The 12,729-nt window shown below is 61.7% G+C and carries 10 protein-coding genes and 1 pseudogene; 8 read left to right on the forward strand and 3 right to left on the reverse strand.

Annotation, left to right across the window (positions count from 1 at the left end; genetic code table 11):
- Nucleotides 1-125: 125 nt before the first annotated feature.
- Nucleotides 126-1,007 (reverse strand): LysR family transcriptional regulator, encoded by an 882-nt coding sequence (locus BM438_RS37340; protein ID WP_093645091.1) that lies wholly within the window; start codon nt 1,005-1,007, stop codon nt 126-128.
- Between the two features lie 269 nt (nt 1,008-1,276).
- Between BM438_RS37340 and BM438_RS37345 the strand changes: the two genes are divergently transcribed.
- Genes BM438_RS37345 through BM438_RS37365 form a run of 5 tightly spaced genes read left to right on the forward strand, consistent with a single transcriptional unit; the run spans nt 1,277 to nt 6,821 of the window.
- Nucleotides 1,277-2,407: a porin gene (locus BM438_RS37345; protein WP_093645093.1), complete on the forward strand. Its 1,131-nt coding sequence runs from the start codon at nt 1,277-1,279 to the stop codon at nt 2,405-2,407.
- Between the two features lie 32 nt (nt 2,408-2,439).
- Complete coding sequence (locus BM438_RS37350; RefSeq protein ID WP_093645095.1) at nt 2,440-2,658, forward strand: DUF3311 domain-containing protein; 219 nt, start codon at nt 2,440-2,442, stop codon at nt 2,656-2,658.
- Complete coding sequence (locus BM438_RS37355) at nt 2,655-4,133, forward strand: sodium:solute symporter family protein (protein WP_093645097.1); 1,479 nt, start codon at nt 2,655-2,657, stop codon at nt 4,131-4,133. Before BM438_RS37350 ends, BM438_RS37355 begins: the two co-directional genes overlap by 4 nt.
- Nucleotides 4,134-4,138: 5 nt before the next feature.
- Nucleotides 4,139-5,335: an amidohydrolase family protein gene (locus BM438_RS37360; protein ID WP_093645175.1), complete on the forward strand. Its 1,197-nt coding sequence runs from the start codon at nt 4,139-4,141 to the stop codon at nt 5,333-5,335.
- A 34-nt stretch (nt 5,336-5,369) separates the two neighbouring features.
- Nucleotides 5,370-6,821, forward strand: a complete 1,452-nt coding sequence (locus tag BM438_RS37365) for an amidohydrolase family protein (protein ID WP_093645099.1) — start codon at nt 5,370-5,372, stop codon at nt 6,819-6,821.
- A 78-nt stretch (nt 6,822-6,899) separates the two neighbouring features.
- On the opposite strand, the gene BM438_RS37370 is transcribed toward BM438_RS37365, so the two are convergent.
- Nucleotides 6,900-8,117: an amidohydrolase family protein gene (locus tag BM438_RS37370; protein ID WP_093645101.1), complete on the reverse strand. Its 1,218-nt coding sequence runs from the start codon at nt 8,115-8,117 to the stop codon at nt 6,900-6,902.
- A gap of 202 nt (nt 8,118-8,319) precedes the next feature.
- On the opposite strand from BM438_RS37370, the pseudogene BM438_RS45920 reads away from it, so the two are divergent.
- Nucleotides 8,320-8,406 (forward strand): annotated as a pseudogene (locus BM438_RS45920) (hypothetical protein); the annotation flags it as partial.
- Nucleotides 8,407-8,490: 84 nt separating this feature from the next.
- A complete protein-coding gene (locus tag BM438_RS37375; protein ID WP_093645177.1) occupies nt 8,491-9,501 on the forward strand; it encodes a DUF2891 domain-containing protein in 1,011 nt (336 codons plus the stop codon).
- A gap of 163 nt (nt 9,502-9,664) precedes the next feature.
- On the opposite strand, the gene BM438_RS37380 is transcribed toward BM438_RS37375, so the two are convergent.
- Entirely contained in the window at nt 9,665-10,090 is a 426-nt protein-coding gene (locus BM438_RS37380) for a PRC-barrel domain-containing protein (RefSeq protein ID WP_054041262.1), read from the reverse strand.
- A 216-nt stretch (nt 10,091-10,306) separates the two neighbouring features.
- On the opposite strand from BM438_RS37380, the gene BM438_RS37385 reads away from it, so the two are divergent.
- Entirely contained in the window at nt 10,307-12,673 is a 2,367-nt protein-coding gene (locus tag BM438_RS37385) for a DNA polymerase II (RefSeq protein ID WP_093645103.1), read from the forward strand.
- Nucleotides 12,674-12,729: the final 56 nt, after the last annotated feature.

A 12,729-nucleotide genomic window follows, 5' to 3' on the forward strand; every position in this document is an offset into this window, starting at 1 on the left:
TCCACCGCATCGGCAATCTCTGTTGCTCGTCCGCACACCAACAGCAGAATCTGCTGCTGGCTTCTGCCTGGCATGTTAGCAAAAGGCGATCGCTGAATACCTTGCTGCAGGCACCCAAGCAGGCGTTATCTCCGCTGCGGCCCAAACATCCGCGACAACGCGCGCGCAAGCTCCTTAACAGCGGCATCCGCCGTCGGACGATGCAGCAGCGCAATATCCATGGTTTCGATCGAAGGCAACCCGCTCTTCGATGTCAGCACCGCGTGATCCGCCAGCACCGCGCGCGCGGGCAGCAGACTGATCCCGAGACCATCGGCAACAGCTGCCTGGATTCCGCTCAAACTCGAACTGATAAAGCTCATCCGCCAGCGGCGCCCGAGTCCTTCGATCGCGTTGGTCATGTCGTCACGGTATAACCCGCGCGGCGGAAACGCGACGATCGGAATCGGATCAAGGTGGATTGAAGGGTTCTTCGCACTGTCGATCCACCTCAATTGCTCCGGCCAGCACGCAACGGCCTCACGGCTATTGCGCCGCTGCTTCACGAGAATCAGATCCAGATCGCCGCGATCGTAGCTATTGCTCAGGTCGCGGCTCAATCCGCTGGTCACTTCCAGCTTGACCTGCGGATGCTTGCGGTTGAACGCGGCAAGCATATGGGTTGTCGGCCCGCCGACGAAATCTTCCGGCACGCCCAGCCGGACCGTCAGCCCCACCGTCGCGCCCGAGAGCGCTTCAATCATTTCATCGTTGAGAGCAAGCATGCGGCGCGCGTAGGCGAGCAAGGTTTCGCCGGCATCGGTCGGACTCACGTCGCGGCTGCCGCGCTCGAGCAGCTTGTGCCCCGCCATGTCCTCGAGACGCCGCACCTTCTGGCTGATGGTGGACTGCGTGGAATGAAGCCGTGCGGAAGCCGCAGTGAAGGTGCCGCAATCGGCCACCATGACGATGGCCTTCAGCAGATCCAGATCGAACAACGGTGTACGCGCTTTGGCGTTGGGTTTCATTGAGCCTCCAGTCAGACGCCGTCATGCCGGATAAGGGCATACGTCTAATCAATACTATTCGATTTCGCACTGATATGCATTTGAACATTTAATTTTTGAATATTGGGTGACGTGGATAACATCAAGCGATGTCGAAGCGGTGGCCACTCGACGGCAGATTACTCCGCATCGACATCAGACAAAAAACTCGAATGTGGGCGAAACGCGGCACGACGCCGCCGTGCCGGCAGAAAAAAGCGCCACAACGAGACACATACCCGGAGACAGGCATGCAGCAAACGCAGTTGAAGAAAAGCTGGAGAAAACCACTCGCAGGCATCGGCGCAGGCATGATGCTAGTGGGCACGGCAGGTGCGCAGTCCAGCGTCACGCTGTACGGAATCGTCGATTCGGGCGTGACCTACACGAACAACCAGCAAGGCCATTCGGCATGGCAGGCAACGGCCGGCAACGAGTCCGGGCCGCGCTGGGGGATGCTCGGAACGGAAGATTTGGGTGGCGGCCTGAAGGCAAACTTCCGGCTGGAAAACGGTTTCAACCTCGAAAACGGCGCGGCCGGCCAGGGCGGCCGGATGTTCGGCCGTCAGGCATGGGTCGGCGTGAGCGGCGACAAGCTGGGCGCGCTGACCTTGGGCCGCCAGTACAACACCGTCCAGGACATTCTTGGCTCGATCCAGATCAGCAATACGCTGGTCCAGTATTCGACCCACCCGTTCGACAACGACGACATCAACAATACGTTCCGCACCAACAACGCGGTCAAATACGTCTCGCCGATCATCGCCGGCTTGCAAACCAACCTGATGTACGGCTTTTCGAACGCAACCGGCTTCGCTGCGAACAATAGCTGGAGCGCGGGTGTGACGTACACGCACGGTCCACTCAATGCCGGCGCGGCGTACGCACGTATGAATCAGCCCGCCAGCAGCGCGGCGGGCGCGGTCGCATCCGACAATTACTTTGCGTCTTCGGCCGCCGTATTCGGCACACATCTCGGCGCGGCGACGCGTCAACAGATCTGGGGCGCGGGCGCGACCTACGCTATCGGGCCCGCCACGCTGGGGCTGCTCTACACAGGCACGGACTTCAACATGGCGGCCGGTGGCGCCCTGCGCTTCGGCAACTACGAGGGAAGCCTGCGCTACGCGCTGACGCCCGCGCTGATCGCGGCCGCCGGTTACACGTACACCCAGGTGTCGCAAGGCGACGCCGGCGGACACTATCACCAGGCCTCGGCCGGTCTCCAGTACCTGTTGTCCAAGCGCACCGACGTGTATGTGAACGGCCTCTACCAGAACGCCTCGTCGCGCATCGGTCATGCGTGGATCGACGGCATCGCAGCGCCCTCGTCGACGACTTCACAACTGGCGTTCGTCGCCGGCCTGCGTCAGAAGTTCTGACGGGATACGCAAGACACCTCAGGAAGGACCCCATGAAACTTCGCTTTCTGCTGGCCGCGCTGCCATTCATCGGCATCTATTCAGGCGGCTCAATTGCCGCCGGTACGCCGCTCCTGTTCGGCCTGCCGTTTCTGCTCGTCTGGAACCTGTTCTGGATGGCTGCAACGGCGGCCATTCTCGCCATCATCTATTGCCTCGACACGCGCGACGAAGCGGCGCAAGCGGCCGAACAGACGGGAGGTGGGCAATGAACCCGGCACTCGTCATCATCGTTCTGTTTGCCCTCTTCGCGCTGGCGGTCGGCTTGTACGCGCGGCGCGGCAAGACCTTCAGCATGGAGCAATGGGCGGTCGGCGGACGCGGCTTCGGGTCGCTGCTCACCTTCCTGCTGATGGCAGGTGAGGCGTTCTCGACCTTCTCGTTTCTCGGCGCGAGTGGCTGGACCTACAGCAAAGGCGTGCCGGCGTTCTACATCCTGTCGTACGGCTGCCTCGCATACGTATTCGGTTACTGGATGCTGCCCCTCATCTGGCGCTATGCGAAGGAACGCGGCCTCGTGTCGTTCGCCGATTATTTCGCTTCGAAGTACGACAGCCGCGCCATCGGCGTGCTGGTGTCGGTGGTGGCCGTCTTCGCAATGGTGTCGTTGCTGATCATCCAGTTACGCGGTCTCGGCATTATCGTCTCCGAGATGTCGTATGGCCTGATCTCGCAGGAAACGGCCATCTGGATTAGCGCCACGCTGATGGTCCTGTATATGAGCGTCTCCGGCATCCACGGCTCGGCAAGCATTGCGATCTTCAAGGACGTGCTGATCCTCGGTCTTGCAATTTTTCTCGGCACGTATTTGCCGCTGCACTACTTCGGCGGCTTTGGCGAGATGTTCGCGCGCATCGATGCCGTCCATCCGGAACTGCTGCGTATGCCGGAGCACGGTTTCAATCTGAGCTGGTACAACTCGACACTGCTGCTGACATCGCTGGGCTACTACTTGTATCCTCATGGTTTCACCGCCGTCTACGTGGCGCGCGACGCGTCTGCGCTGCGCAAGAACACCATGCTGATGCCGATCTACCAGGTGTTGATCGCGTTCCTGTTTCTTGTCGGCTTCGCCGCGGTGCTGACCGTGCACGGGCTCGAAGGCGCGCAAACCGATCTCGCGCTGCTGCGGCTCGTGAAGCAGACTTTCCCCTCGTGGTTCGTCGGGATTGTAGGCGGCGCCGGTCTGCTGACGGCATTGGTGCCAGGCTCGCTGATCATGCTCAATGCGTCGACGATGATTGCCCGCAACATCTATCGCGAAGGTTTCGCACCGCAGGCGAGCGACCGGCAAGTCGGCCGCGTCGCACGTATCGCGTTGCCGCTGTTCACGCTGGTTGTCGTCTACTTCGTGCTGCGTGGCGGTTCAAACTTTGTTGCGCTCGCAATCTTCTCGTCGAGCCTGCTGACGCAACTCGTACCCATGCTCGCCTCGAGTTTCCTGAAGCGCCCATTCGGCACCCGTGAAGCCGCGTTCGGCGGCATCTTCGCGGGCGCGATCGTGCTGGCGCTGGCGAACTGGCGCGGCATGACGCTGGCCACTGTTTTCCCGGCCGCGCCGATCGCCTTCACCTCCATCAACACGGGCCTCGTCGCGTTGTTCGCCAATGCCGTGGTATTCATCGCGATCAGCGCCGCGCAGCGCGCGCTGCGGGCTCGTATCGCCACTTCCGTCGAATCGGCATGACTACCATGACTCGCTCTATTCTTCTTTCCAACGTCCGGCTGGCTGATGGCCAGGCGGTTTCCGTAGCCATCGCCGATGGCCGCATCACGGCGCTCGGCCCGCATGTCGAAGCGCAACCTGGCGTGCTGGCCGAAGACGGCGGCGGCGCATTGCTGCTGCCGGGTTTCGTCGAAGGGCACACGCACATCGATAAAAGCCACTGGGGCCGCTCGTGGTATCGCAACGAGGTCGGACCCGCACTAACCGACCGGATCAGCAACGAGCGCGAATGGCGCAAGACGTCGGGACACGATGCGGCCAGCCAGTCGCTCACACTGTCGCGGGCATTCGTGCAGGCAGGCACGACGCGACTGCGTACCCATGTCGACGTGGATACCGACGCCGGCCTGCGTTATATCGAAGGCGTACTCAGCACGCGTCAGACGATGCGAGATGTGCTGGACATGCAGCTCGTCGCGTTTCCGCAATCGGGCATGTTGATCCGTCCCGGCACGGTCGAATTGCTGGGCGGCGCACTCGCTGCGGGCGCCGATGTACTCGGCGCACTCGATCCTGCCTTGATCGACGGTGATCCCGTTGCATCGTTGAACGCGACCTTCGAGTTGGCGGAACGCTATAGCAAGCCGATCGATATCCATCTGCACGAACCCGGTGAAGTCGGCGCATTCACGCTGAAACTGCTGCTCGATCGCGTTGCCGCGATGGGCATGCAGGGGCAAGTCGTCGTCAGCCACGCATTTTGCCTGGGTGCACTGCCCGAACGTGAACGCGACGCGCTGCTCGAAAGGATCTCGTATTTGCGTGTAGCGCTTCTGACCAGTGCGCCGCCGTCTCGTCCCGTTCCGCCGCTGAAAGTTTGCAGGGACAAAGGCATCACGATCTTCGGCGGCAACGATGGCATTCGCGACACCTGGTCACCGTATGGCGTGCCGGACATGCTCGAGCGCGCGATGCTGATCGGCATGCGCTACGACTTGCGACGCGACGACGACCTCGCAATTGCCTTCGACTGCGTGAGCGACGCTGCCGCTCGAGGTTGCGGTTTCGCCGACTATGGCCTGCATGTGGGCGCACGCGCGGACCTCGTGCTGGTCGATGCCGAGTGTGTCGCGCATGCCGTGGTTGCCCGGCCCAAGCGCAAGCTGGTTGTCGCAAACGGACGCATCGTCGCGCGCAATGGCGAGCTGGTCGACGCTGTGTAACCGTGCGTGAGCACTTCACAAGAAAAACTTTCATATGAACGATAAGCAACAGGTCGACATACTCATCGAACACGGCTGCGTGATCACAGTCGATGCCGCCCGCCGCGTCATCGAAGATGGCGCAGTGGCTATCAAGGGGGACCGCATCGTCGCCGTCGGCGAGACAAGCGAGCTTGCGCAGCAATACCAGGCAGACCGCGTAATCGACGCCCGCCGCAAAGCGGTGCTGCCAGGCCTGATCGATGCCCACGCGCATGCCGGGCACGCGATGTTGAGGACGATTGGCGGCGCGAACGGCGATGCGTGGTCGGCGGCGTGCGAGGCGATCTATACGCGCGCCTCAGACGAAACGTTCTGGGAAATGGAATCGCATCTTGCGGCGCTGGAGCGCCTCAAGGCGGGCGTGACGACGGGTGTATCGCTGCTCGGCGGCGGAGACTCGATCATGCGCGTCGACGACCCCGTTTATGCGCGGCGTCACTGCGATGCGGTGGTCAGAACGGGCACCCGCTCGATCGTCGCGGTCGGTCCGTCGCGGCCACCCGAACCACGCGCTTACACCCGGCACGGTGCAAACGGCAGCGTGACGCGCGACGTCGATTTCGCGCAGATGTATGAGGTTTGCAAAGAGATCATCGACGCATGCCATGGCGACGCCAACGGCCGCATCCAGATTGCGTTGACGCTGCCCGTCTACGCCCCGCAGCACTATCCCGAGCACGCGGCACACGAACGCAGCGTCCGGCTTCAGGCCGAGCGCTACACGGCGCTGGCCCGCGAGCGCGGTCTAAGTCTGACGCAGGACGGCCATCGCGCCGGTTCGCTCGATTTCGCGCATCGCGAGCTGGGACTGCTGAACCCGAAGTCGTTCATGTCGCATGCCATCGATCTCACCTCCGAGGATATCGCGGCGTGCGTTGAAACCGGCGCCTCGATCGTGCACAACCCAAGCGCGATCATGTCGATCATCGGACGTTGCCCGGTTCCGGAACTCATCGATGCCGGCGTGACGGTGGCGATCGGCTCGGATGGCGCGGCGCCCGATCGAGGTTACGACATGTTCCGCCACATGTGGCAATGCATGCATTACCACCGTCGACATTTTCGTGACCCGGACGTCCTGCCGCACGGCAAGGTGCTCGAAATGGTCACGATCGATGCCGCCAAAGCGTTGTCGCTCGACGACCAACTCGGTTCGCTCGAAGTGGGCAAGCAGGCTGACATCATTCTGGTCGACCTGTTCAAGCCGCACCTCATGCCGATGAATATGCCTGTTCATCGCGTCACCTGCTTCGCGAATGCCGGCGACGTGTGCATGACGATGGTCGGCGGCAAAGTTCTGATGGAGAACTACCGGGTGCTGTCGGTCGATGAAGGGGACATTCTGGAGCGCGTGCAGGTGGCCGCGGATCAAGCGTTCGACCGCGCAGGGCTGCGTCATTTGCTGGAAACGCCGCCAACGCTGTGGCGACGTAGTCATTATTGAGTGTGGCGCGGCTTGCGGCGGCGCAAGCCGCGCCAGCCCCGTCAGGCACCGGCTCGGTGCCCGACAACAACCTCAACCTCAGCCGGCAGAGCCCACGCCTGCCGCCGTGACCTTGAACTGCACGCGGGACGATTCGCCCCAGAATTGCCCGCTTCGAACAATGGCACGATCTGCCGGTACCGCAGCAACCGCAGCGGCAGCGTTCGGCGCTTTCACGACGACAAAGGTCGCCTCATTGCCGACCTTCAATCCGTAACCGCTTTTCCCCAGCACCGCAGCGCCTGCTTCCGTCGCCATGTGAAGCGCGACGCCCAGTTCTTCATCCGTATAAAACCCGGAGCGATAACCAACCAGCATGGCTCGTTGCAACATGTCGCCGTTGCCATACGGCCACCACGCGTCCTGAATGTTGTCATTACCGGTGAACACACGCACTCCGGCTGCGCGCAATTGCAGGATCGGCGGGAACGCGCGGTCGCCCGGCGCATTCGTCATGATCGATACACCGGCTTCTGCAAGCGCGGCGGCGATACGATCCACCACCTCGGGTGCGACGTCGCCGAGCCCGTAGGCGTGGCTCACCGAAACCCGGCCGTTCAACCCCGCTGCACGGGTACGCGAGGCAATGCGATGCAGTTGATCGATCCCCTGCTGCTCAGGCTCATGCAGGTGAATATCGATTTTCACGCCACGCTTTTCAGCAATGCCGAAGACAATATCGAGCTGGCCATCGGCGTCGCCATCCAGCGTTGTCGGATCGATTCCGCCCACCACCTGCGCACCTTCACGGGCTGCCGCATCGAGCACCTCCGCCGTCCCCGGACACGACACGACGCCCGCCTGCGGGAACGCGACGAGTTCGATATCCACCACGCCACGCCATTTCTCGCGCGCTTCCATCACGGCATGCAGATTGGTTAGACCCGTCGTCGCGTCGACGTCGACATGGCTGCGCATCGCAATGGTGCCGAACGACGCAGCCTGGCGGATCAGCGCGTCGGCGCGCTCGACGATCGGCCCGGCGCTTGCCAGTTCCTGCTTTTCGATAGCGAGCCGCTCACGCAGGCTTGTGACATGACGATGAGGACGCCAGCGATCGCCAACGAAGCTTTTATCGAGGTGAATATGTCCGTCGACGAACCCGGGCAACACCAGGTGCCCGGCCAGATCGACGACTTCCGCGCCGCCGATCGCGGGACGTTCCGGACCGATGGCGGCAAAGCGCCCCTCACGCACGGCGAGGTTGAGCGGGTTGCCGTCGGCGTCTACGGCATTGACGAATACGCGGTCGAACATGGTTCTGGCCTCTGCAAATCAGGACTCAAGCACGCATCCAGCGCGCCCTGATCGGGTTGCGTTCGTTGCGCCGCATGGTCTTGTGTGGAATGGATCGTTGAACCATATCGGACCGCCGATATATCCACAAATTAAATGTTGGAATGGCCTGTATTCATTTTCTGGATAGATCGGCGTACTGTGCTGCTTTTGCGGCACTTTGATGGCGCCGACGGCGCCGAACTTCAATATCGCGCCGGCCGCGCTGCTGGAACTGAAAAGCCGGAATGGCCCGAATGGCCCGATCCGGGCGCGGCGACCGGCGGCTTTACTATTTTCGGTCGTCAATATCATACTGTCGTACTTATTGCATTCCGCTTTTGAGGAGGCGCCGATGACTGTCCAACTCACGCCCGAATTCGCGTCCAAATTCGCCAATCTCGCGCTCGCCCACCTCACGCGCGAGTATCCGAACAAGCTGACCCACTCGCTTGCCGGCCCGCAAGACGTGCAAGGTCCGCGCGCCCTGCATCCGATTTTTTACGGCAGCTACGACTGGCATTCATGCGTGCACGGCTACTGGTTGATCCTGCATCTGCTCGACCGTTTTCCCGATCTGCCTGAAGCAGCGCGCATCGTTGCGGTGGTCGACGAGCATTTCACCGAAGCGAATGTGGCTGGCGAACTGGCGTATCTCGACCTGCCGCACAATCGCGGTTTCGAGCGTCCGTATGGATGGGCATGGCTGCTCGCGCTGAGCGCGCAACTTCATTCGTTGAAGCTCTCGGAGGCCGCGCGCTGGTCCAAGGTCTTTGCGCCGCTTACCGCGACTTTTGTTAGCCGCTTCGAAGAATTTCTGCCGAAAGCGACCTACCCGTTGCGCGTCGGCACGCACTTCAATATGGCATTCGCACTTGCGCTCACGCTAGATTTCGCGCGGCAGACTTCGCGTGAATCGCTGGAGGCGTTGCTGGTAAATACGGCGGAGCGCTGGTTCCTGAACGATGTCGCCTGTCAGGCCTGGGAGCCCGCCGGCGATGAGTTTTTGTCGCCTTCGCTGATGGAAGCGGAATTGATGCGGCGCGTGTTGCCGCCCGCGCAATTCGTCGAATGGTTCAGACGCTTTCTGCCCGATCTCGGCGCGAAAAAACCCGCCACGCTGTTCGAACCCGTCACAGTAACCGACCGTACCGACGGCAAGATCGCGCACCTGGACGGTTTGAATCTGAGCCGTGCATGGTGCCAGCGGTCGCTGGCGCGCGCACTGCCCGCCGGCGACGTGCGTCGGACTGCCCTGTTCGATTCGGCCGAGCGGCATCTTCTAAGCGCCCTGCCGCATGTGGCGGGCGACTATATGGGCGAACACTGGCTGGGCACGTTCGCCACGCTCGCGTTGGAAGCGTGAGCAGCGGCCCGACGGGGGCCGAATTGAATGCAAAAACGGCGCCGCAAGCGTGAAACGGTTTGGATTCAGCTACCGTTCTGCGCCGCAAGCGCCGTTTTCTTTTGCCGGGTGATTCAGAAGCCGCCTGGTGCAGCCCCGCCGCTGAATCCGCCGACTTGACGCATTACTGGCCAGTCAGCTTTTTAGGCTTCGGCGGCGCCTGAACCTTGTTGTACTGAAACTCCGGCGTCGCCTTCAAGGCATCTTTGGTCGCGCCGGCCAGATAGAAATTCCCGCCGCGAATATCCAGCGCAGCGATCGGCACCGCTACGTCATGCGACGCCACGCCGAGAAATCCACCTGCGGAGACGATGGCAGCAGACAGCGAGCCGTCGGGAGCGACCACCAGATCGCGGATCGAACCAATCTTCTCGTTCTGGTCGTTGTAGACGGCCTTACCGAGAATGCTCTTCTTCACGCTCCAGCCGCTCAGCAGCGCATTGGACTGTTCGACCGTGACGCTCAAAGGTTGCGTGCCGGCGACTTGCGCCTGTGCACCAAAGCTGGTTGCAGCTACCGCGACCACGACAACAAGTTTGCTCAACGTCATATCGCTCACTCCGTTCTTAGTAGACTTGACCGGCGCATGGTTTGCGCCGAAGGAATCGCTGCCAAACGATGATACAGACTACGCGGCGGGTCTGCATCCAGACGTGTCGCGCGAACGAAACGCCCCCCGTCGCTGCCACGAAAAGGCGGAGGCGCGGCCCAAAGCGCATAACGGTAAAATCGAGCCAGGCGATGACGCCCGTTTAGAGGTGGAAGTTTGACTGAGCTTGAACAGGGTTTCATTTTGACCCGACACTGGCGGGATACCCCCGCCGGCACGGAGGTAGATTTCTGGCTGGCAACAGACGGCGGGCCCCGTCACGTGCGCCTGCGTCCTCAGCCTTCGGTAGCCTTCATTCCGGCCGACCACCGCGAGCGAGCGGAAACCATCCTGCGCCGCGAAGCGCCGCTCGATCTGCGCCCGCTCGAACTGTGCGACTTCCAGCATCGGCCGGTGATGGGGCTTTATTGCCCGCAATACCGGCAATTAACGGGTTTCGAAAAACGCCTGAAACAAGGCGGCGTCGATGTCTACGAGGCCGACATCTTCCCGCCCGAGCGCTACATGATGGAGCGCTTCATTACCGCGCCGGTGTGGTTCGCCGGCGACGCACAGCATGGCGGCCCGCTTCTGAACGGCGAATTGAAGCCGGCCACGAACTACCGGCCGTCATTGAAGCTGGTGTCGCTCGATATCGAAACCAGCGCGCACGCCGAACTCTATTCGATCGCGCTCGAAGGTTGCGGGCAGCGCCAGGTCTATATGCTGGGGCCGCCGAACGGCGATGCGAGCGGCGTCCACTTCGACCTCGAATACTGCGAAACCCGCGCACAGTTGCTCGAAAAACTGAACGCGTGGCTGGAACGGCACGACCCCGACGCGATCATCGGCTGGAACCTCGTGCAGTTCGATTTGCGTGTGCTGCAGCAGCATGCCGAACAATATCGCGTGCCATTACGGCTCGGCCGCGGCGGCGCGGTCATGGAATGGCGCGAGCATGGCCATAAGCAGAACCATTTCTTCGCGGGCGCTGCGGGAAGATTGATCATCGACGGTATCGAAGCGCTGCGCTCCGCCACGTGGACTTTCCCTTCGTTCAGCCTCGAATACGTTTCGCGCACGGTGTTGGGCGAAGGCAAGTCGATCGACAATCCGTATCAGCGCATGGATGAAATCCAGCGTCGCTTCGATGAGGACAAACCTGCACTCGCGCAGTACAACCTGAAAGACTGCGAACTGGTCACGCGCATCTTTGCGAAGACCGAGTTGCTACCGTTTTTGCTGGAGCGCGCGACGGTCACCGGCCTGCCCGCGGATCGAAGCGGCGGATCGGTCGCGGCGTTCACGCATCTGTATATGCCACGGATGCATCGGCAAGGCTACGTTGCACCGAATCTCGGTGACGTAGCCGGCGCCGCGAGCCCTGGTGGCTTCGTGATGGATTCACGGCCCGGCCTCTACGACTCGGTCCTGGTGCTCGACTACAAGAGCCTGTACCCGTCGATCATCCGCACGTTTCTGATCGACCCGCTGGGTCTCGTGGAAGGCATGCTGAATCCTGGCGACGATCAATCGGTGCCGGGTTTTCTCGGCGCACGCTTCTCGCGCACGCGCCATTGTTTGCCGTCGATTGTCGGCCAGGTGTGGCAGGGGCGCGAAACCGCCAAGCGCGAGAACAACAAGCCGCTTTCGCAGGCGTTGAAGATCATCATGAACGCCTTCTACGGCGTGCTCGGCTCCACAGGCTGCCGGTTCTTCGACCCGCGCCTCGCGTCGTCGATCACCATGCGCGGCCATGAAATCATGCACACCACGCGTGAGCTCATTCAGGCGCAAGGCTACGAGGTTATTTACGGCGACACGGATTCGACCTTCGTGTGGTTGAAGCACGCGCATAGCGAGGAAGAAGCGAGTCGCATCGGCCGGGCGCTTGTCGAACATATCAACGCGCGGTGGCAGCAAAATCTGCAGGAGCGTTTCGGCCTCGAGAGCGCACTCGAGTTGCAATTCGAGCGGCACTACAAGCGCTTCTTCATGCCGACGATTCGCGGCGCCGAGGAAGGTAGCAAGAAGCGCTATGCCGGACTGACTGTCTTGCCGGACGGTAGCGAGGACATCGTCTACAAAGGGCTCGAAACGGTGCGGACCGATTGGACAACGCTCGCCCAGCAGTTCCAGCAGGAACTCTATGGGCGAATCTTCAGGCAACAGCCGTATCAGGACTATGTACGCGACTACGTGCGCGATACGCTGGCAGGAAAACTGGACGATCAACTCGTGTATCGCAAGCGGCTGCGCCGCTCGCTCGGCGACTACGAACGCAACGTGCCGCCGCATGTGCGCGCGGCCCGTGTCGCCGACGAGTTCAACCGGCAACAGGGGCGCCCGCTGCAATACCAGGACGGCGGCTGGATCAGCTATGTGATGACAACCGCCGGACCGGAACCGCTCGAAACCTTGCGCTCGGCGATCGACTACGAACACTATCTGACCCGGCAGTTGCAACCGGTCGCCGACGCGATCCTGCCGCTATTGCGCGATGACTTTACGACCTTGGTGTCGGGGCAAAGACAGTTGTTCTGAGAGCAGCATTTGCAATGAATGCTTCGCAGAAGCCGCATGACACGTCTGCTTGAATA

It is taken from the genome of Paraburkholderia aspalathi, from assembly GCF_900116445.1.
GTDB lineage: Bacteria > Pseudomonadota > Gammaproteobacteria > Burkholderiales > Burkholderiaceae > Paraburkholderia > Paraburkholderia aspalathi.

What these genes read in the sequence shown, in the direction of transcription:
- BM438_RS37340 (WP_093645091.1), bottom strand. Translation starts at nt 1,007, where the DNA reads ATGAAACCCAACGCCAAAGCGCGTACACCGTTGTTCGATCTGGATCTG.
- BM438_RS37345 (WP_093645093.1), top strand. Translation starts at nt 1,277, where the DNA reads ATGCAGCAAACGCAGTTGAAGAAAAGCTGGAGAAAACCACTCGCAGGC.
- BM438_RS37350 (WP_093645095.1), top strand. Translation starts at nt 2,440, where the DNA reads ATGAAACTTCGCTTTCTGCTGGCCGCGCTGCCATTCATCGGCATCTAT.
- BM438_RS37355 (WP_093645097.1), top strand. Translation starts at nt 2,655, where the DNA reads ATGAACCCGGCACTCGTCATCATCGTTCTGTTTGCCCTCTTCGCGCTG.
- BM438_RS37360 (WP_093645175.1), top strand. Translation starts at nt 4,139, where the DNA reads ATGACTCGCTCTATTCTTCTTTCCAACGTCCGGCTGGCTGATGGCCAG.
- BM438_RS37365 (WP_093645099.1), top strand. Translation starts at nt 5,370, where the DNA reads ATGAACGATAAGCAACAGGTCGACATACTCATCGAACACGGCTGCGTG.
- BM438_RS37370 (WP_093645101.1), bottom strand. Translation starts at nt 8,117, where the DNA reads ATGTTCGACCGCGTATTCGTCAATGCCGTAGACGCCGACGGCAACCCG.
- BM438_RS37375 (WP_093645177.1), top strand. Translation starts at nt 8,491, where the DNA reads ATGACTGTCCAACTCACGCCCGAATTCGCGTCCAAATTCGCCAATCTC.
- BM438_RS37380 (WP_054041262.1), bottom strand. Translation starts at nt 10,090, where the DNA reads ATGACGTTGAGCAAACTTGTTGTCGTGGTCGCGGTAGCTGCAACCAGC.